The sequence below is a fragment of the Martinezella rhizogenes genome (assembly GCF_007002745.1).
GTDB lineage: Bacteria > Pseudomonadota > Alphaproteobacteria > Rhizobiales > Rhizobiaceae > Agrobacterium > Agrobacterium cucumeris.
In genome coordinates this window covers 557937-578911 of record NZ_SGNY01000003.1, presented here as the reverse complement: position 1 = coordinate 578911, position 20975 = coordinate 557937, and the positions used below count along the sequence as shown (strand labels likewise).

The window sequence follows — 20975 nt, the reverse complement described above, 5'->3', positions numbered from 1 at the left end:
TCCTCTTTTCGAAGTGCCGCCCATTGTCAATGGCGCTTTCCCCCTCGCCAATTGCCAAACTACGGTTATGATGGCGCCAGTCGAAACACAGACCCGGTGATACATGCCCCCGAAGAAAACCATGCTCCGCCCGAAGAAACAGGCAACCATGGCAAAGACACCTCCCCTCGACCTTTCCTCAACCCGTGGCGTTTCCTCCTGGCGCGAAGCCGCGCAATGGCTGCGGGCGCGCGGTATCGAGGATATCGAATGCATCACGCCCGATCTTGCCGGCGTTGCACGCGGCAAGATGATGCCGACGGCGAAATTCACGGGTGACACATCGCTCGCCCTGCCATCCGCGCTCTATCGCCATACGATATCAGGCGAATACCCTGACGAGACGGCGAATTTCCGTTATGAGCCGCGCGACAGCGACCTGAAGCTGGTGCCTGATCTTTCCACCCTGTCCGTCGTGCCGTGGGAGAGCGACCCGACCGCGCAGGTGATCTGCGATGTGGTGGATGCCGAGGGCAATTTCGTTCCCTACACGCCGCGCAACGTTTTGAAGAACGTGCTTTCGCTCTATACCGAAAAGGGCTGGAAGCCGGTGGTTGCGCCGGAAATCGAATTTTATCTCGTCGCCATGAACGACGACCCGGACTATCCGCTGCATCCGCCGAAGGGGCGCTCCGGCCGGTCGATCGTCGGCGGGCAGAGCTATTCGATTGCCGGCATCAACGAGTTCGACGAACTGATCGACGACATCTATCACTTCTCGGAAAAACAGGGTCTCGAGATCGACACGCTGATCCATGAGGAAGGCCCGGCGCAGCTGGAAATCAACCTGCGCCATGGCGACCCGATCCAGCTTGCCGACCAGGTATTCCTGTTCAAGCGCACCATCCGCGAGGCGGCGCTGAAGCACGGCATCTACGCCACCTTCATGGCCAAGCCGATGCAGGGCCAGCCGGGTTCGGCCATGCATATCCACCAGTCGGTGGTGGAGATCGACAGCGGCCGCAATATTTTCTCGAACAAGGATGGCGGCCCCTCCAAGGAGTTCTTCTCCTTCGTGGGCGGCATGCAGCGTTATGTGCCGAATGCACTGGTTATGCTCGCGCCCTACGTGAATTCCTATCGTCGCCTGACGCCAGACATGGCCTGCCCGGTCAACAATGCCTGGGGTTACGACAACCGCACGACCGCCTTCCGGGTGCCGATTTCCAGCCCGCAGGCGCGCCGTGTCGAAAACCGACTGCCGAGTTCCGACGCCAATCCTTATCTCGCGCTTGCCGCGTCACTCGGCTGCGGCTGGCTTGGCATCGTCAACAATATCGAGCCGACCGAACCGACCGCCGAGACGGCCAATGAAGGCTCCATCGACCTGCCGCGTGGCCTGCTTGAGGCTGTGGCGCTGCTGGAAGGCGAAGAGCAGTTCGACCGGGTGTTCGGCCACGAATTTGTCGGCCTCTATGCCGGCCTGAAACGCGGGGAATTCGAGACCTTCATGCAGGTTATCAGCCCCTGGGAGCGGGAATTCCTGCTTCTCAACGTGTGAGGGGTTGTTAAAGCATGACATGGCAAAGCCCGATTGCGCCCGGAATTTCCTGGTATCAGGCAACCGTCGGTGAGCGGCCGGACTATCCCGCTCTCGACGGATCGAAAGAAGTGGACGTCGCGATTATCGGCGGCGGCTACACCGGTCTTCAGGCCGCCTGTAACCTCGCCGAAAATGGCGTCTCCGTCGCCCTCATCGAAGCGCATCGGTTCGGCGATGGCGCGTCCGGCCGCAATGGCGGCCAGTTCGGCACCGGCCAGCGCTCGTTTCCCGACGAGATGGAACATGAGATCGGCTTTGAGCAATCCAAGCTGCTGTTCGATATTGCCGAGGATGCCAAGAACTACGTGCGCAGCTTCGCCGTCAATCGCGGCATCGACATGGAATATCTGCCGGGACAGCTTTATGTGGCGCACAAGGCCGCTTACGAGGACGACTATCGCAAAAGCGTCGATGCGATGAACAATCGCTACGGCTATCCGCATATTTCCTACATGGAACGGGGCGAAGCGCGCAAACGTGTCGGCTCCACCCATTATTTCGGCGGCACGCGCGATACCGGCACCGGCCATATCCATCCGTTGAAGCTACTGGTCGGGCTGGCGAAGGCGGCGAAAGCTGCGGGTGCCGCCGTCCATGAAATGACGCCGGCGAAATCCATCCGCCAGTCCGGCGGCAAAACGATCATCGAAACACCCTTCGGCAATCTGACGGCGACAAAGGTACTGATCGCGACCAATGCCTATATCGGCAATCTGGAGCCGGTAACGGCCGCCCATATCATGCCGATCCGCTCCTTCATTGGCGCAACAGCGCCTCTCGATGCGTTTCCCGACATCATCCCAGGCCGGGAAGCCGTGGCGGATTCGCGTTTCGTGGTGCGCTATTTCCGCAAGACGGCCGACAACCGTCTGCTGTTCGGCGGACGTGAGGCCTATACGGCCGATACGCCGCGCGACATTTCCACCCATATTCGCCGGCAGATAGCGGAAATCTATCCCGCGCTGAAAAATATCGACATCACCCATTCCTGGGGTGGCTCCGTCGGCATCACCCTGCCGCGACAGGTGTTCGTGCGCGAAGTCATGCCCGGCGTCACCTCCATCGGCGGTTATTCCGGTCATGGGGTGATGCTGTCGAATTATTGCGGCAAGCTCTATGCCGATCTCGTACTCGGCAAACAGGACATGCTGGCACCCTTCGCGCGCCTGAAGGTGCCCTCCTTCCCCGGCGGAGCGTCACTGCGCGCGCCGCTGCTTTTCCTGGCGCTTTCCTGGTATGCGTTGCGAGACAGGTTTTAGGATAATGTTTACAGCCGTTTACCGAAACAGGACGGGCGAAAAAAGCCAAAATTCATAATTTCACATAACTGAGTCTGGCATTTTTAAATCGATTAGATTATTGATGCCCCAACCCTTGAAGATCGAGAGAATCGATATGAGCAGTCAGATCATTCCTGTTGAACCTTTTGATTGTGTCGTTTTCGGCGGCACGGGCGATCTTGCCGAGCGCAAGCTTCTGCCGGCCCTTTATCACCGGCAGGTCGAAGGCCAGTTCACGGAGCCGACCCGTATCATCGGTGCGTCGCGTTCGGTCATGAGCCATGAGGAATATCGCAAATTCGCGCAGGATGCGCTGAAGGAGCACCTGAAGGCCGGCGAATATGACGACGCGCAGGTCACGCTGTTCCTCAACCGGCTTTTCTACGTGCCTGTTGATGCCAAGGGCAGCAATGGCTGGGACGTGCTGAAGAAGCTGCTCGATGAGGGCAAGGATCGCATCCGCGCCTTTTATCTGGCCGTCGCGCCGGGCATTTTCGGCGACATTGCCGACAAGATCCGCGAGCACAAGTTGATCACCCGCTCGACCCGCATCGTCGTTGAAAAGCCTATCGGCCGCGATCTCGCTTCCGCGCAGGAACTGAACGACACCATCGGCCACGTCTTCAAGGAAGAGCAGATCTTCCGCATCGACCACTATCTCGGCAAGGAGACGGTGCAGAACCTGATGGCGTTGCGTTTCGCCAACGCGCTTTACGAGCCGCTGTGGAACTCCGCCCATATCGACCACGTGCAGATCACCGTTGCCGAAGCCGTCGGCCTTGAAGGCCGCGCCGGTTATTACGACAAGGCCGGCGCGCTGCGCGATATGGTACAGAACCATATCCTCCAGCTACTTTGCCTCGTGGCCATGGAGCCGCCCGCATCCATGAATGCGGAAGCCGTGCGTGACGAAAAGCTCAAGGTTCTGCGCTCCCTGAAGCCAATCAACACCAGCAATGTCGAAAAGCAGACGGTTCGCGGCCAGTACCGTGCCGGTGCTTCCGCCGGCGGCCCGGTGAAGGGCTATCTGGAAGAGCTGGAAGGCGGCGTTTCCAACACCGAAACCTTCGTCGCCATCAAGGCCGAAATCGCCAACTGGCGCTGGGCCGGCGTTCCTTTCTACATCCGCACCGGCAAGCGCCTTGCGACCCGCGTTTCGGAAATCGTCGTCACCTTCAAGCAAATCCCGCATTCGATCTTCGACGATGCGGCCGGCAAGATCGAGGCCAACAAGCTGGTCATCCGCCTGCAGCCGGATGAAGGCGTCAAGCAGTCGCTGCTCATCAAGGACCCCGGCCCGGGCGGCATGCGCCTGCGCCAGGTGTCGCTGGATATGAGCTTCGCCGAAGCCTTTAACGTGCGCAGCCCCGATGCCTATGAGCGGTTGTTGATGGACACCATCCGCTCCAACCAGACGCTGTTCATGCGCCGCGACGAAGTCGAGGCCGCGTGGGACTGGATCGACCCCATTCTCAAGAGCTGGGAAGAACTGGCGCAGGGCGTGCAGGGTTATACGGCCGGCACCTGGGGTCCGAGCGGCTCGATCGCGCTGATCGAGCGTGACGGCCGCACCTGGCATGATGGAGATTGAGGATGACGGAGATAAGTGAGACATTGCATGTCTTCGACAGCGCCGCCGACCTCGCCTCCGCGCTGGCAACAGAAGTTGCCAGCCGCCTTTCGGCCGCAACGCAGGAACGTGGCACGGCGAGTATTGCCGTTTCCGGCGGCTCGACGCCGAAACTGTTCTTCCAGGCGCTTTCCAAATACGATCTCGACTGGCCCAATATCAGCGTGACGCTGGTGGACGAACGTTTCGTGCCGCCGGAAAGCGATCGTTCGAACCATCGTCTGGTTGCCGAGAACCTGTTGCAGGACAAGGCGAAGGCGGCCTATTTCGTGCCGCTTTTTCAGTCGGCGGCCTCGCCGGAGGATGCGGCGACGCTCGCAACCGTCAAGACCGAAGCGATCTGCGATCCTTTCGATGTGGTCATTCTGGGTATGGGAACGGATGGTCATACGGCATCGTTCTTCCCCGGTGGAGACAATCTCTACGAAGCGCTGGACCTTAATGAGCCACGCGGCGTCTTGACCATGGCGGCGGAAAATGCGGGAGAGGAGCGGTTGACCTTCAATTTCTCCAGCTTGCATGATGCCGATTTTCTGGTGCTGCACATTGAAGGTGCAGCCAAGAAAGCGACGCTTGAAAAAGCTCAGTCAGGTGAGGATGAGGACGAAATGCCTGTTCGTGCCGTGCTGAACCGCGCAGAAACGCTCGTGGATATATACTGGGCGCCGTAAGCCGAAAGTACCGCCGCACACGCGGCCCGGCGACAAGCGCCCCGAAGACATGAAGACAGAAACACGACAACCGGCCGTTCACCTCCCGGAACGCCGGTTGCCGACCAACGAACAGGATGAACGCCCATGTCCGCCGATTCCCGCATTCAGGCCATCACCGCCCGTATCGTCGAACGTTCCAAGCCTTACCGCGAGACCTATCTCGAGCGGTTGCGGCTGCAGGTCTCAAAAGGCGTTCATCGTTCCGTGCTTTCCTGCGGCAACCTTGCGCACGGGTTTGCGGTCTGTTCCCCCGCCGACAAGGACATCCTTGCCGGCGACCGGGTTCCAAACCTCGGTATCATCACCGCCTACAACGACATGCTGTCGGCGCACCAGCCCTATGAGACCTTCCCGGCGATCATTCGCGATGCGGCCAAGGAGGCGGGTGGCATCGCCCAGGTTGCGGGCGCGGTTCCGGCCATGTGTGATGGCGTGACGCAGGGGCAGCCGGGCATGGAGCTTTCGCTGTTTTCCCGCGATGCCATCGCCATGGCTGCCGGCATCGGCCTGTCGCACAACATGTTCGACGCCGCTGTCTATCTCGGCGTCTGCGACAAGATCGTGCCCGGCCTCGTGATCGCGGCACTCGCCTTCGGTCACCTGCCCGCCGTCTTCGTTCCCGCCGGCCCGATGACATCAGGCCTGCCGAATGACGAGAAGTCGCGCATCCGCCAGCTTTATGCCGAAGGCAAGGTCGGCCGCGCCGAGCTTCTGGAAGCGGAATCGAAATCCTATCACGGTCCCGGCACCTGCACCTTCTATGGCACGGCGAACTCCAACCAGATGCTGATGGAGATCATGGGCTTCCATATGCCCGGTTCCTCCTTCATCAATCCCGGCACGCCGCTGCGCGACGCGCTGACGCGTGAGGCTGCAAAGCGCGCGCTGGCAATCACTGCGCAGGGCAATGAATTCACACCGGCGGGCGAAATGATCGATGAACGGTCGGTCGTCAACGGCGTTGTCGGCCTGCATGCAACGGGTGGTTCCACCAACCACACCATGCATCTGATCGCCATGGCACGTGCCGCCGGCATCATCCTCACCTGGCAGGATATTTCCGATCTCTCGGATATCGTGCCACTGCTCGCCCGCGTCTACCCCAACGGTCTTGCCGATGTGAACCATTTCCACGCCGCCGGCGGCATGGGTTTCCTCATCAAGCAGCTCCTGAAGCAGGGCTTTGTGCATGACGATGTGCGCACCGTCTTCGGACAGGGTCTTGCAGCCTATACAGTGGATGCCAAACTCGATGAAAAGGGCGCGGTAACCCGTGAGCCCTCCCCCGAGCAGAGCCATGATCCAAAGGTGCTTTCCAGTATCGAAACGCCGTTCCAGCCGACTGGCGGCCTGAAGATGCTGACGGGCAATCTCGGCAAATCCGTTATCAAGATCTCCGCCGTCAAGCCGGAACGCCACATCATCGAAGCGCCGGCGATCGTCTTCAACGACCAGCAGGCACTTCAGGACGCCTTCAAGGACGGCAAGCTCAACCGCGACTTCATCGCCGTCGTCCGCTTCCAGGGGCCGAAGGCCAATGGCATGCCGGAACTGCACCGCCTGACACCGCCGCTCGGCGTTTTGCAGGATCGCGGCTTCAAGGTGGCGCTGGTGACGGATGGGCGCATGTCCGGTGCATCCGGCAAGGTGCCGGCCGCCATCCACGTCACGCCGGAAGCTTCCGATTGTGGCCCGATCTCGCTCATCCGCGATGGCGACATCATCCGTCTCGATGCCATTTCTGGAACGCTGGAAGTGCTGGTGTCCGCCGCTGAACTGGCGAAACGCGAACCGGCACGCGCCGATCTTTCCGGCAATGAATGGGGCATGGGCCGCGAACTTTTCGCCCCCTTCCGCCGCAATGCCGGCCCGGCCGATCAGGGCGCAAGCGTGCTCTTCCATTGATCTTTTGAAAGGCGAAGGTCGATACGGCTTTCGCCTTTCAACCCTGCTTTGCGGTATCGTTCGACTGCACTTTCTCGCACCTGATAATCCGGCGCAGAAACAGCTTTATTTCCCAATTCGTAAAAGTCACACTTGTCATGCGGCTGTGATGATTGCCCTATAGGGCCTTCTCCAGCAACCGTGGGACGACGGTGCAGTTTCGGATGATGGGGCCAGGACATGACGATTTTCTCAAGCAAACGCCGCGATGTGCTGAAGCTTATGGCTGGCACAGCCGTGCTGCCGTTGATTGCCTTGGCCACGCCAGCGACGGCGCAGGATGTCGCGCTGCGTGCGATCGTGATCTCCGACCTGCATTCGGCTTATGAACGCATCGGCCAGCTTCTCGCGGCCATAGAAACGCGCGTCGCTGCCGACAAGACGCCGCATATCATTCTGCTGAATGGCGACCTGTTCGAACTCGGCAATGCGGTGGCCACACGTTCGGCCGGTGAAATCGAGTGGACGTTCCTCGCTGCACTCGCCAAGCTCGCCCCCACCGTCATCAATATCGGCAATCATGAGCCAGATATTGATAATGATCTTGCCAATTTTGTCAGTCGCGCCCAGGCACTCGGCATCACCGTGCTGTCCAACATTATCGATAAGCGCGACGGAAAACCCTATGCGCCTGATAGCACCGAGGTAAGCGTCGGTGGACGGCAGGTCGTCGTGGCAGGTCTTGCCACCAATGCGATCAACACCTATCCGAAGGCGACACGCGAGATGCTCGACATCCCGCAGCCGGTCGAATGGGCGAAGGCCAATCTGCCCGGCATCGTTAAGTCGGGCGCTATCAACATCGTCTTGAGCCATGCCGGCGTCGTTGCCGACCGCGACATCCTGCCCCTGCTGCCGGATGGCACGCTGCTAGTCGGCGGTCACGATCACCTGAACTTCGTGCACGAGCAGGGTGCCACGCGTTATCTCCATACCGGTTCATGGTGCACCTCCATGACGGTGGCAACGATCTCCGCCCCTGGCAAGGCTCCGGCCATTGAAACAATCGCGATCGATAGCGACGCCCCCGCCTCCCCGGCCCTCAAGAGCCTGATCGAGCAGACGCTCGAAAAGCACCTGACGGCAGAAGAACGGGCGGTCATCGGTAAATCCGCCAAGGCAATGACCGTGGATGAGGCCGGACGCCATGTGGCGCAGCTTATCGCCGCGAAAACCGGCGGGGATGTCGGTTTCATCGGCCATACGTCACTCGGTGCCGGTCTGCCGCAAGGCGATATTCGCCGCTATGATTTCAACGCCTCGCTGCGTTTCGACGGCAAGCTGATGGTGGCGGAAGTGGATGGCGAAGCGCTTGCCCAAATCCTTGAACGTTGCAACCAGGACGGCGACATTCCGCTTGCTGCGCGCACCGGCGATTATCTCTACGCCATGCCGGAAAAACCGGAAACGAAACAACGTTACAAGCTGGTTTGCAACGACTGGTCGGCCACCAACCAGAAATCCTATTTCGGCCGCAGCGATCTTGCCTTCACGGAAGTGCCTGAAGTGAAGCTGAAGCAGACGGTTGTGGACGGGCTCTCTTAAGTCCCTTCGGCAGATTTGGATATTTCAGAAGGACCGGATATCGAGCTTCCGGTCCTTGTGCGCCGGATGCGTGCTGAACACGAAGATGCGGTCCAGTTCCTTCTGCGTCAACATGCGCAGGAAACGGACGTGGATGGTGTTGTTGGCGTTGACGCGCAACATCACGCAGCCGATCTTGGTGATGCGGGCGTCGGGAATATCGAGATAGAACTGGTTGGGCAGGTTATATTTCGTCAGCAGTGCCAGCACCGCTTCGGTCTGGGAGATGCGGATGACGTCGCAGCGCCGCGCCGCCATGTGCATGACGGCCTTTTCGGTATATTCGATGCGTGCCGCATTCATGGTATCTTCCATGCGAAACCGGCTTTCGCGGTCGTACATGAAGGATTCTTCCTTGCTCAGGTAATGGTTCCTGATGACACCCGCACTGCTCTGCACGCCCGGACTCCCATGCTTTCTTAACAGATCGAGACTAGGCCATAGTCTTTAACAATTCATATCAGACTTGCCTCAAACAGACCGGAAGCGGGACATTTCCGATGTTTTTCCACAGGGGCAAAAACGCACGAAAAAGCCCCGGAACGGTAAGGTTCCGGGGCGTGTTTTACGATATTGCCGGCGATTATGGACGGTAGGTCTTGCCGTCAGCATCGAAGAGATGGAGCTTTTCTTGCGGTGCTGCAAACCGCAGGGTTTCGCCCTTGGAGACGGAAAGGATGCCCGGGATCTTAACGATGATCGGCTCCTGCCCCTTCGGAGCCTCGAGATAAAGCAGCGTCACTTCGCCCAGAGCCTCGACGATCGAGACTTTGCCTTCGAAAAGATAGTCGTCGCCGGTGACAACGCTGAGGTCTTCAGGTCTCACACCAAAGCTCGCGGCCTTGCCCTGCTCGGTGGCCGGGGTCGGAACATTGACGGCCAGTGTCTTGCCGCCGGCCAGTTCGATCGAGGTCCGTTCGCCGGTTCCGGCGATCTTCGCCGAGATGATGTTCATGGCGGGCGAGCCGATGAACTTCGCCACGAAAAGATTGGCCGGCCTTTCGTAAAGTTCGAGCGGCGGGCCGACCTGCTCCACACGACCCGCATTCAACACGACGATGCGGTCTGCCAGCGTCATCGCCTCCACCTGATCGTGGGTGACGTAGATCATCGTCGTATCGGCCATCTGCTCGTTGAGCTTGGCAATCTCGATGCGGGTGGCGACACGCAGGGCAGCATCCAGGTTCGACAGCGGTTCATCGAACAGGAAGACCTTGGGATTGCGGCAGATGGCACGACCGATCGCGACGCGCTGGCGCTGGCCACCGGAGAGCGCCTTGGGCAGACGCTCCAGATATTGCGTCAGCTGCAGGATTTCGGCAGCGGCACGCACCCGGCGGTCGATCTCCTGCTTGTTTTCCTTCGCGATCTTCATGCCGAAAGCCATGTTGTCATAGACGGTCATATGCGGATAAAGCGCATAGGACTGGAACACCATGGCGATGCCCCGACGCGAGGGCGGGATTTCATTGACGAGCTGGCCATCAATGAACATCTCGCCGCCGGTGATCTCCTCCAGACCGGCGATCATCCGCAGAAGCGTCGATTTTCCGCAGCCGGACGGGCCGACGAAAACGATGAATTCGCCCTGTTCGATCGAAAGATCGATGCCGTGCAGGACCTTCACCTGCCCGTATGATTTGCGGATATCCTTGAGAACGAGACTTGTCATGGGTGTTCCTCCCTGTTCTGTCAGGCGTAACGGGCGAAGAATGCGCCCCATGCCGGAAGTTCTACGCTTCTGCCTTCAAGGCCGCTTGCAAAGCCGTGGCCTTCGAGAACCTCCCAGTTCCCTTCCGGCAGCGTGGCTTTTGCCGGCGTTGCGGACAAGTTGAAGAGGCAAAGCACGGTTTCGTTGCCCAGCTTGCGGGTATAGCTCAGCACCTCACCCTGCACGGGGTGGAATTCGATACCACCCTTTGCGAAGGCCGGGTGCTGCCTGCGGAAAGCGAGGAAGCGGCGGTAATGTTCCAGCACCGAAGCTTCATTGCCCTGCTGGGCGCTGACGGCGCGCTGCTTGTGTTCGGCCGGAATGGGCAGCCATGTCTTGTCGGCTGTCGAGAAACCGGCCTGTGCGTGGCCGGCATCCCACACCATCGGCGTGCGGCAACCGTCGCGGCCCTTGAATTCCGGCCAGAACTGGATGCCGTATGGATCCTGCAAATCCTCGAAGGCGATATCGGCCTCGGTGAGGCCGAGTTCTTCGCCCTCATAGATGCAGACGGAGCCGCGCTGCGTCATCAGCAGCGCCGAGAGAACCTTGGCGAAAGCGTCCTTATCCTCGACATGCTCTCCCCAACGGCTGACATGGCGCACGACATCATGGTTGGAGAAAGCCCAGCAGGCCCAGCCTTCCGGTGCGGCTCTCGCAAAATCCGCCTGTACATCGGCGACGCGCTGAGGGGTCAGCGCATCAGGTGCCAGGAATTCGAAGGCGTAACACATCTGCATCTTGTCGTCGCCGGATGTATATTCACCGACGATTTCGAGGCCGCGCTGGCTATCGCCGACTTCGCCGACAGCGGCGATGTCTGGAAACTCGTCCAGCACGGCGCGGAAACGCTTCAGGAAGGCGATGTTTTCCGGGCGGTTCTTGTCGTAGAGATGTTCCTGGAAGTTATAGGGATTGACCGCAGGTGCCGTGGAGGCGTTGCGGCGCTCCGGCGCCAGCGCCGGGTTATCGCGCAGCTCAAGGTCGTGGAAATAGAAATTGATGGTGTCGAGGCGGAAACCGTCAACACCGCGCTTCAGCCAGAAACGGGTGATATTCAGCAGCTCTTCCTGCACTTCAGGGTTATGCAGGTTGAGGTCCGGCTGCGAGGTCAGGAAATTGTGCATGTAATATTGCATGCGGGTCGGGTCCCACTGCCAGCCCGGACCGCCGAAGATCGACAGCCAGTTATTGGGCGGCGTGCCGTCCGGCTTGCCATCCGACCAGACATACCAGTCCGATTTCGCATTGTTGCGGCTGGCGCGGCTTTCCACGAACCATGGGTGCTGGTCCGAGGTGTGCGACATGACGAGATCGATCATGACGCGGATGCCGAGCCGGTGGGCTTCGGCAATCAGCCCGTCGAAATCGGCAAGCGTGCCGAACATCGGATCGACATCGACATAATTCGAGACGTCGTAACCGAAATCCTTCATCGGCGAGGTGAAGAAGGGCGAAATCCAGATCGCATCGGCACCCAGGCCGGCAATATGCGCCAGCCGGTCGGTGATGCCCTTGAGGTCGCCGATGCCGTCGCCATTGGAGTCCTGATAGGAGCGCGGATAGATCTGATAGATAACAGCGCCGCGCCACCAGTCCTTGTTGGGCGTCAAAGCGGAAGTCACCGAAGCGGTCATGGAAGTGTCCTGTCTGGTATGGGCGTTCATGGAATGATCAGCCTCCCTTGACGGAGCCTGCAAGCAGGCCACGCACGAGATAACGTTGAAGAGCAAAGAAGACGCAAAGCGGCACGATGATGGTGACAAAGGCCGAAGCGGTGAGGATTTCCCAGTTGCCGCCGCGCGAGCCGAGCAACGCGTTGAGCGCACCGGTCAACACCAGTTCGTCCTTCTGCGTGCCGAGGAACACCATGGCGACGAGCAGGTCGTTCCAGGTCCACAGGAACTGGAAGATGGCGAAGGAGGCAAGCGCCGGGAAGGAGAGCGGCAGGATGATCTTGACAAAGATTTCAAAATCGCTGGCACCATCCACGCGGGCGCTTTCGATGATCTCTTTCGGCAGGCCGGAAATATAGTTGCGCAGCAGATAGATGGCGAGCGGCAGGCCGAAGGCGGTGTGCGCGAGCCAGATGCCGGCATAGGTCTTGGACGGCACGCCGAAGATGGTGCCGATTTCATTATAGAGTCGCAGCAGCGGGATCAGCGACATCTGCAACGGCACGACGATGAGGCCCACCACCATGGCAATCAGCAGATTGCGGCCGGAAAAGCTCATCCATGACAGCGCATAGGCGGCGAAGGCCGCAATGAGGATGGGGATGACGGTTGCCGGCACGGCGACGGTGAGTGAGTTGACGAAGGACTGGCCGATGCCTTCCGAGGTCAGAACCGTGCGGTAATTATCGAGCGTGAAGACGGGCGGCGTCGCGACGGAAATATAGACGCGCTTGCCGCGCGCGCCCTCGAAGCTCGAAGCCTTGCTATATTCGTAAGTGCCGTCCGTATTGACGAGCAGGGTTTCGCCATCGCCGATATCGGCCGGTTCGCCGGCGTTGAATGCTCTCGGTTCCTGAACGCGCACGCCGAAGGCGGAGACTTTTCCGCCGGCACCATTTTCAAAAACATTGCCTGATATCACATAGCGGCTTCCGTCCTGCTTCTGCACGGAAGCATCGGCGAGGCGCACTGCCGAGGTCTGTTCGGAGCTGGAGAAGGCCGTCCACCAGCCAGACACGGTAATCTGGTCCTTGTCACGCAGCGAGCTGACGAGAATGCCGAGCGTGGGTAAGAGCCAGAGAAGCACGACGACGAGGACGCTGGCATGGACGATGAGGCGTGGCAGGCCGACGCGGCGCAGGCGTTTGACGATATTCATCTCAGCGGCCCTCCATCTCGCGGTTTGCCTGGCGGATATTCCAGACCATGATCGGGGTGACGGCCGCCATGATGATGAGCGCGATAACAGCACTTCTGCCGCTGTCGCCGCCACCGCGGAACATCCAGTCGAACATGAGGTTGGCGAGAACCATGGTGTTCCACTGGCCGTTGGTCATGGTCAGCACGATATCGAAGACCTTGAGCACGAGAATGGTGATCGTCGTCCAGACGACGGCGATGGTGCCCCAGATTTGCGGCACCATGATCTTCCAGAAGATCTGCCAGCCATTGGCACCATCGATGACGGCCGCCTCGATGGTTTCTTCCGGAATGCCGCGCAAAGCTGCGGACAGGATGACCATGGCGAAACCGGTCTGGATCCAGATGAGGATGACCATCAGGAAGAAATTGTTCCAGAAGGGCATGGAAATCCAGACCTCCGGGCTGCCACCGAAAAACTCGACGATGGCGTTCAAGAGCCCGATCTGTACCTGACCTTCGGCGCGATACTCATAGATGAACTTCCAGATGACCGATGCGCCAACGAAGGAAATCGCCATCGGCATGAAGACGATGGATTTGGCGATGTTGCCCCACCAGATGCGGTCGGTCATGACGGCAATGACGAGGCCGAAGAAGGTGCAGGCGGCCGGCACGACGGCGAGCCAGAGGATGTTGTTGAAGATCGACTGGCGGAAACCGGCGTCGAAAAACGCCCAGCGATAATTGGCGAGGCCGACAAATTCGCTGCCCGTCCGGTCATAAAAGGACAGGATCAGCGTGGCGATGACGGGATAGACCAGGTAGACCAGCAGCAGGATCAGCGCCGGGCCGATGAACAGCCAGGGCCGGACGGCGGCGCGGCGGTTTAGATTGCGGGATGCGTGAATGACATCTCCCGAGCGGACGGGAAAGATCACCTGCAGCGCCTTGTCAGATAGCCAGTAATAGGCCGCGCAGGCAAAAACGCCCGCTACCATGACGCCGATGGCAGACACGAGTTGTTGAGCCATGTTCCCTCCCTGATCCTCTCCGCGCCGCGCTGATTTATGCGGTCATCGGATCCGTTCCATTTGGTAAAGGCCCGGCAGCGCGCCGCCGGGCCTGATCCGATTGTTACTTCAGGCCGTCCCAGGCCTTCTGGATATCGGCGGCGACCTGATCGGCGGACTTGCCACCGACGAAATCGATCATGCCGGTCCAGAACGCGCCGGCACCGATCTTGCCGGGCATCAGGTCGGAACCGTCGAAGCCGAAGCTTGTCGCGGTCGTGAGGATTTCACCCTGGCGCTTCATCTGCTCATTGGCATAGGTGTCGACATTCACACCCTTATAGGGCGTCAGGAAGCTGGACTGCGCCATCCACACTTCGTGGGCGATCGGGGTCTTCAGGAATTCGACGAATGCCTTGGCCGCCGGTGCTTCCTTGGTGATCGTGACGAGCGTGCCGGCGCCGAGAACCGGCTTGCCGAGGTCAGGTTTGGACGCGTAAGTCGGCATGTAGAAGAAATCCGCATCCGTTCCGACCTTGGTGCCTTCAGGGAAGAAGGACGGAATGAACGACGCCTGATGGTGCAGGTAGCATTTCGGCGGAATGTCGAAGAGACCCTTGGGGCTGTCGCGGAAGTCGGTGGAGGCCACGGCTGCAACGCCGCCGCTCACGTATTTTTCGTTCTTGGCGAATTTGCCGAACTCGTTGATGGCCTCGACCACCGCCGGATCGGTGAACTTCACCTCGTTGGTCGTCCACTTCTGGTAAACGTCGAGCGGCTGCGTGCGCAGCATCAGGTCTTCCACCCAGTCGGTTGCCGGCCAGCCGGTCGCACCGCCAGAGCCAAGGCCGATGCACCAGGGCGTGCCGCCATCGGCAACGATCTGGTCGGTCAGCTTGAACAGGTCTTCCATGCTCTCGGGCACTTTATAACCCGCTTCCTCGAAGTTCTCAGGCACATACCAGACGAGCGACTTCACATCGGCCTTGAAGGGGAACGCAAAGTAAGCCTTGTTGCCGTCCTTGCCCTTGTAGCTGCCGAGATCGACCCAGGACTGGCCAGCGCCGTAATTTTCCTTGACCCAATTGGCGGTCTCATCGCCGAGCGGCACCAGAAAACCCTTGGCCGCGAGATCGGCCAGTAGGCCGGGCTGCGGCAGGATGGCGATATTAGGCGGCGAACCCGCCTGCGTATCGATGACGATCTGTTGCTCGTAATTTTCCGACGAGGAATAACGGACGTTCACGCCGGTCGCGTCGGCGAAATAGGCAAGCACCGACTGAAACAGCGCCTCGTCCTCGCCGCGCCAGGGCCCGAAAATCGTCAGCGTCTGGCCTTTCAGGTCGGCATGGGCCGCCTTAAAGTCCTCGTAGCTTTTCCAGTTGAACTTGGCATCCTGGCCAGGCGCGAATTTCAGGTCAGCGGCAAAGGCCGCACCCGACAGCAGCACCATTGAGGCCGCCGTCGCCAAAAGAGTCTTCCGCATGTGATTTACCTCCCATCACATAAAAGGCTCAAAGCGTCCTCTCTCAATCAAAGCGCTTTGGCTGCCTATTCATCTCATTGTCATCAAGATGGAGTCAAGAGGCTGTTTCCGAGGAAACGTTGCCGCACCGCGTGAATAGTCATATTTATTTAGGAAGGCGGCTATCGTTTTCGATTGAGAAAAGCAGCGGAGGCTGGTAAAAATCTAAAGCGCTTTGGGAATATGAGGAGAGGCTTTGCCGGTTCCTGAAGCGCGTGCATGGAGGAAATTCAAGACATGAACCTGAAACAGTTGTCGCAACTGCTGGGCATTTCGCAGACCACCATCAGCAGGGCGCTCAACGGCTACCCGGAGGTGAGCGCGGAGACGCGCCGCCGCGTCATGGAGGCCGCCGAGAAGACGGGATATCGCCCGAACGCGGCGGCGCAGCGGCTGGCAACCGGCAAGGTCGGCTCCATCGGACTCGTCATGCCGATTGGCGAGCACCACCGTTCCGATGTGCATTTCGGCGAATTCTTAAGCGGTCTCGGCGAAGAAGCCTCACGCAGCGGTTTTCATCTCGTCATCATGCCGACGGAACCCGAGAAAGAACGTGAAGCCCTGCGTGGGCTCGCCGCAAGCGGCAGCGTTGATGGCATCTATCTCGCCTATATGAAAAAGAACGATGCGCGCATTGCCATGATGCAGTCGCTCTCCCTGCCCTTCCTCGTGCATGGCAGGTCCGCCGGCGTGGAGGAGAGTTATCCCTATCTCGATGTGGACAATGAGGGCGCGTTTCGTGATGCGACCCAGCTTCTCCTCCAGCTCGGCCATAAGCGCATCGGGCTTTTGAACGGCCCGGAAGGCTACGATTTTACCTATCGGCGCTGTCTCGGGGTGGAGAAGGCGCTGGAGGCAAGCGGCCTCGCCCTGCACCCGGCCAATAAGCGGCACAGCAGCATGACGGACGAGGAGGGTTATCTCGGCATGGAGGCGCTGCTGTCTCAACCGGAAAAGCCGACCGCCATTCTCTGCGCCAGTACCGCGCTTGCACTGGGCGCGATCCGCTCGATGAACCAGCGGGGGTTAAAACCCGGCAAGGACATTTCGCTGATCGCCCATGACGACGTGCTGCCGCTGCTGAAGCCGGACAATTTTTCCGTGCCGCTCACCACGACCCGCTCTTCACTCCGGGCCGCTGGCGTGCGCGTCGGCCAACGCCTGATCAACCGGATCAAGTTCGAGCAGATGGAGCCCCATCAGGAGCTCTGGAAGGCGGAGCTTGTGGTACGCGCTTCGACGGGACCGGCTCCGAAAGCGTAGCAGCCGGCCTTCATCCCCCGCCCGTCATACCGGCCTTGAGCCGGTATCCAGCCAGCCCAAGTCCTTGGGCTGAAAAGAGTCGTCTCGCCGCGCAGACGCGCGTCGGCTGGATTCCGGCTCAAGGCCGGAATGACGGTAGTGAGGGCCAGCGCACAGAAATTCCTATGCCGTGGAGTTCGATCGAACGCGACAGGCTTAAAACTTCGGAGCCGTCCGGCCAAGCTTGCGATAAGCGGCGATGACGGTGTTGGCCATCAGCATGGCGATCGTCATCGGGCCGACACCGCCGGGCACCGGCGAGATGGCGGCCGCCACGGCGCTTGCCTCGTCGAAGGCGACATCGCCGACCAGCTTCGACTTGCCTTCGCCCTTTTCGGGAGCCGGAATGCGGTTGATGCCGACATCGATGACGGTTGCGCCCGGCTTCACCCAGTCGCCCTTCACCATCGCCGCGCGACCGACGGCCGCGACGAGAATATCGGCCGTCTTGCAGACGGTGGCGAGATCCTTGGTGCGCGAATGCGCCATGGTCACCGTGGCATTGGCATTCAGCAGAAGCTGGCCCATGGGCTTGCCGAACAGGTTGGAACGGCCGATGACCACGGCATTGAGGCCGGAAAGGTCGTCGCCGTGAATGCTGCGCACCAGAAGCATGGCGCCGGCCGGCGTGCAGGAAATAAGCCCGGTGGCGAGATCGCCCGTCGCCAGCTTGCCGGCGTTCAACACGCTCAGGCCATCCACATCCTTCTCGGGCAGGATCGACTGGATGATCTCATCGGAATTGAAATGCTTCGGCAGGGGAAGCTGCACCAAAATGCCGTGAATGGAGGCGTCGGCGTTCAGTTCGCCAACCAGCTTCAGAAGCTCACCTTGCGTCGTCTCTTCCGGCAGCGTGTGCTGGATGGAGTTGAAGCCGCATTGCTTGGCCATCTTGCTCTTGGAGTTCACGTAGGCATGGCTGGCCGGATCATTACCGACGATGACGACCGCGAGACCGGGCTTCACGCCCCGTTCCGCCTCGAGCGCTTCTGCCGATATGCGAACCGCCTCCGTTACCGAAGTCGCCTTCGCCTTCCCGTCAATCACAACTGCCATGCGTCTTGCTCCTGCTGGATTACGTTGGCCCCGTATGGTGCCCCCTTTGCAGGAATGCAAGCAAAAATACAGCCTCGTCAGGCAGTTTTACGGTAGTCGTCCTGGTGATCGGCGTAATCGGCGAGACGCTCCTTCAGATGCGCCAGCTCGCGTCTCAATTCCGCCAATTCCTCGGCTTCGGCCTGTTCATGATCGAAGTGCCCTGCAAGGGCTTCACTGAGCAATGGCGGAAGGTCAGGCGACATTTGGGTGGCGCTTCTGACCGTTCGGTTACCCATCAGCACCTGCCGCACGCGCTCGTTCAGCGGCATATCATCGGCATCATTTGCAGCCTCGCCATAATAGTCAGCGAAGGCGTCTTCAGGCTGGACATGATCTTCCGCGGCAAGCTCTTCCAGATCATCGAAAACCGCCGGCTCGATTTGCTCGAATTCGGAAAATTGCAGCGATTGCTCTGGCCCGTCCATGGAAGCGGGAAGTTGCGCTTCATTTTCGACGAACAGCGCGTCCTCCTGCTCCTCGTCATGGCGGCGATAGCTCAGGAGATAGAGGCCGCCCAGCAGACCGATCAGGCCGCCGCCACCTGCCATCATCGCCGCCTGCGTCAGATCACGCGACAGTTCGCCCGGTCCGGCCTTCTTTGCAAGGCGGGTCTCGATGGCGGGCGTGGAGGAAGAAGACAGATCGCGGCGCTCACTCGCTTCCAGATAGGCATTTCTCGCTGTCTCAAGCTCAGCCTGCAATCGCGAAAGCTCACCGGGGGCGACGCCCAGAGCCTCTAAGCGGTCAAGGTGCTTCTTACGCTCGCCATTCGCGGTCGCAATCTCCTGGGCGATGCGCTTTTCATCCACCCGCAGACCTTCAACCAGTTGGCGCAATGCGGGAGCTGCCAGCGCCTGTACGGCATCCACCGCATTCTGGGCGGCGATGCGGCGCGGGTGTTTCGGGCCATAATCAACCGAGACACTGGCAAGCGCCATGCTGGCGGTCGCGTGTTTCTGCCTGATATCCTCAAGCGCTGCGAAAGCCACGCCGGACGGCAAGGGCTTCGACAAAATGTCATTCGGCTTGAGGGCAGAGGCCACCGCCAAATCCGCCTGAAGCGACTGCTGATGCTGCGTGCTGCCCGCAAGACCGTCGTTTACGTCGTGCAACTGCTGCTCGAGCTCGTGCACCTCAGAGAGAACGGCATCGCCATGGCGCATCTGGAAGCCGTTCAATGCCGCTTCCGCTTCGTCCAGTCTTTTGCGCGCTCGCTCCGTCTCACGCATGGCGGGCGTCATGGTGCCGGCCTTGCCATCCGCCATGACCCGCATCGACAGATAATCGGTCAGCCGCATCGCGCTTTCCGGCGTCGCGGCCTTTGCGGTCACGATCAGCGTATTTTCATCCGGCGTCAGTTCCAGCCGGATCGCCTCACCCACTGCGCCATTCAATGCTTCTCGCGGGGAAAGCGGACGTGTGTCCGCGCCTGTCAAAAGATCAACGAGCAGGCCAAGCTCACCCTGATTGCGAACGCCGACCATATCGGTGGGTTTCAGCTTCAGATCGCTGCTGACCCGGTCAAGCCCGGCGGGAGATAACAGGGTACGTCGTGCCATCGCCAGAAAACGGGCCGCATCGGGCGCGTCATAGGACGTCTGGGTGATCTCGATCCGGGCCTGCGACACATATCCGCGAAAACCGGAATCGATCAGCAGCAACGGAAGAGCCGCGCCGGTAACGGTGGCGGCAACGACGCAACCAGCCGTCAGAAGCCGCAGACAATGCCTGCGCCATTGCGACGGGGGCACGGCAAAATCGTCCTCGTCGGGACGGGTCGCCATCATGTCCGGACTGTTATCAACCATCTGAAGCCGTCTGCCACCCTCGGTGCCGCCCGCAACGGGCGACTGTCAAAACCTTACGAGAGGTTAAAGGATCGTGGCAAACAAATGGTTAACGCGGGCTCCGCGAACCCGTCTCAGCTTTGCCGAGTGCAATGTGCCAGGGTTCCGCGCAGAGGCTGTAAAGCCAGCTCATATGCAGCTTGCGGAAGATTTCCGGCATGCCCGCCACTTCGGACGACAAGACCTTGAACAATGAACCGACCGCGATCGCGACGCGCACATCCTGACGGCTGACAGTTCGGTGCAACCATTTTTCCTGATTTTCACCGCTCATGCCGGCAAGCAGAACATCGACCTTAACCCCCGAGGCATCCCGACCCAGCATCACGAAATCATGCCACGGCGCGTGGGCACGCAGCTTTGCCAGCACTTCACTGAGCTGCGCCGCATCGTCGCCGGCAACACCGATCCGTTTCGGCACCGCCATATAGGTCAGAAGCGCCATGACGAAAGCGACGTCGTCGATGGCAGCGGACAGAGGTTTGCCATTTTCCACACGGGCGGCGGCATTCATCGCCTTGCCCTGCGGCAGAAGCAGGCAGCTTTCCAGAATCTCGCGGTAAGCGATATCCTTGAGAGACAGTTTGGCTTTATCTATGGTGAGGAAGGAGAGCATCGTGTGCCCTTCGCAAGCCGAAGCCCGGCCGCTGACCAGTTCCAGCGCCCCATTCCAGTCGAGATCACAGACACGCAGCCCGTGGATATTCCGTTGCGATCCCGGCCGCGCAAAACCTGCCGCGAAATTCATTGCCAACCCCCGAATGCCAAATCCATCTCCACCGATCCAGCGCATGGTGGCGGGACGGCGGCTCATGGATTTGTTTATACAGGTGCAGGTTGAAGTTATGCTGAAAGCAATCGCTCGAATATTCGGGCGCGTGACAAGGAACGGTTAACCAGACCAGAAAACCGCCCGTCGGCGGACGCGTG

General features: G+C 59.9%; 17 protein-coding genes. 7 read left to right on the top strand and 10 right to left on the bottom strand.

The genetic code is table 11. The features are described 5' to 3' along the window. The first annotated feature begins 103 nt into the window (after positions 1-103). The 5 genes from EXN68_RS12980 to edd all read left to right on the top strand — a co-directional run bounded on the left by EXN68_RS12980 (position 104) and on the right by edd (position 7110). The gene (locus EXN68_RS12980; protein ID WP_046800620.1) at positions 104-1540 is read left to right on the top strand and encodes a glutamine synthetase family protein; all 1437 of its coding nucleotides are present in this window, start codon (positions 104-106) and stop codon (positions 1538-1540) included. A 14-nt stretch (positions 1541-1554) separates the two neighbouring features. Then, entirely contained in the window at positions 1555-2841 is a 1287-nt protein-coding gene (locus EXN68_RS12975) for an NAD(P)/FAD-dependent oxidoreductase (RefSeq protein ID WP_142841181.1), read from the top strand. A gap of 136 nt (positions 2842-2977) precedes the next feature. Next, positions 2978-4453, top strand: a complete 1476-nt coding sequence (gene zwf, locus EXN68_RS12970; protein WP_142841179.1) for a glucose-6-phosphate dehydrogenase — start codon at positions 2978-2980, stop codon at positions 4451-4453. 11 nt (positions 4454-4464) lie between these two features. Further along, complete coding sequence (pgl, locus tag EXN68_RS12965) at positions 4465-5163, top strand: 6-phosphogluconolactonase (protein WP_142841322.1); 699 nt, start codon at positions 4465-4467, stop codon at positions 5161-5163. A 126-nt stretch (positions 5164-5289) separates the two neighbouring features. Continuing rightward, entirely contained in the window at positions 5290-7110 is a 1821-nt protein-coding gene (gene edd, locus EXN68_RS12960) for a phosphogluconate dehydratase (protein ID WP_142841177.1), read from the top strand. Here edd and EXN68_RS12955 read toward each other — a convergent pair. Then, a complete protein-coding gene (locus EXN68_RS12955) occupies positions 7083-7331 on the bottom strand; it encodes a hypothetical protein (protein ID WP_142841175.1) in 249 nt (82 codons plus the stop codon). The two genes, edd and EXN68_RS12955, sit on opposite strands and share 28 nt — an antisense overlap. Between EXN68_RS12955 and EXN68_RS12950 the strand changes: the two genes are divergently transcribed. After that, positions 7330-8694, top strand: coding sequence for a metallophosphoesterase (locus EXN68_RS12950; RefSeq protein ID WP_142841174.1), 1365 nt, complete (start codon positions 7330-7332; stop codon positions 8692-8694). The genes EXN68_RS12955 and EXN68_RS12950 overlap by 2 nt on opposite strands. 24 nt (positions 8695-8718) lie before the next feature. On the opposite strand, the gene EXN68_RS12945 is transcribed toward EXN68_RS12950, so the two are convergent. The 6 genes from EXN68_RS12945 to EXN68_RS12920 all read right to left on the bottom strand — a co-directional run bounded on the left by EXN68_RS12945 (position 8719) and on the right by EXN68_RS12920 (position 15759). Beyond that, positions 8719-9075 carry a hypothetical protein gene (locus EXN68_RS12945; protein ID WP_034496014.1) on the bottom strand — a complete coding sequence of 119 codons (357 nt, stop codon included), beginning with the start codon at positions 9073-9075 and terminating at the stop codon, positions 8719-8721. A gap of 241 nt (positions 9076-9316) precedes the next feature. Next, entirely contained in the window at positions 9317-10405 is a 1089-nt protein-coding gene (locus EXN68_RS12940; protein ID WP_142841170.1) for an ABC transporter ATP-binding protein, read from the bottom strand. Between the two features lie 20 nt (positions 10406-10425). Then, entirely contained in the window at positions 10426-12081 is a 1656-nt protein-coding gene (bglA, locus tag EXN68_RS12935; protein ID WP_142841168.1) for a beta-galactosidase BglA, read from the bottom strand. A 37-nt stretch (positions 12082-12118) separates the two neighbouring features. After that, complete coding sequence (locus tag EXN68_RS12930; protein ID WP_080817815.1) at positions 12119-13279, bottom strand: carbohydrate ABC transporter permease; 1161 nt, start codon at positions 13277-13279, stop codon at positions 12119-12121. A gap of 1 nt (position 13280) precedes the next feature. After that, positions 13281-14294, bottom strand: coding sequence for a carbohydrate ABC transporter permease (locus EXN68_RS12925; protein WP_046800613.1), 1014 nt, complete (start codon positions 14292-14294; stop codon positions 13281-13283). Positions 14295-14397: 103 nt separating this feature from the next. Further along, positions 14398-15759 carry an ABC transporter substrate-binding protein gene (locus EXN68_RS12920; RefSeq protein ID WP_142841166.1) on the bottom strand — a complete coding sequence of 454 codons (1362 nt, stop codon included), beginning with the start codon at positions 15757-15759 and terminating at the stop codon, positions 14398-14400. A gap of 276 nt (positions 15760-16035) precedes the next feature. On the opposite strand from EXN68_RS12920, the gene EXN68_RS12915 reads away from it, so the two are divergent. After that, on the top strand, positions 16036-17061 hold the full coding sequence (locus EXN68_RS12915) for a LacI family DNA-binding transcriptional regulator (RefSeq protein ID WP_142841164.1): 1026 nt from the start codon (positions 16036-16038) through the stop codon (positions 17059-17061). Between the two features lie 195 nt (positions 17062-17256). Here the strand turns inward: EXN68_RS12915 and folD are convergent, their stop codons facing one another. From folD to EXN68_RS12900, 3 genes are all read right to left on the bottom strand, one after another. Then, positions 17257-18156 (bottom strand): bifunctional methylenetetrahydrofolate dehydrogenase/methenyltetrahydrofolate cyclohydrolase FolD, encoded by a 900-nt coding sequence (gene folD / locus EXN68_RS12910; RefSeq protein ID WP_142841163.1) that lies wholly within the window; start codon positions 18154-18156, stop codon positions 17257-17259. Between the two features lie 77 nt (positions 18157-18233). Next, entirely contained in the window at positions 18234-20006 is a 1773-nt protein-coding gene (locus EXN68_RS12905; RefSeq protein ID WP_142841161.1) for a GumC domain-containing protein, read from the bottom strand. A gap of 88 nt (positions 20007-20094) precedes the next feature. Further along, entirely contained in the window at positions 20095-20793 is a 699-nt protein-coding gene (locus EXN68_RS12900) for a WecB/TagA/CpsF family glycosyltransferase (protein WP_142841159.1), read from the bottom strand. Positions 20794-20975: the final 182 nt, after the last annotated feature.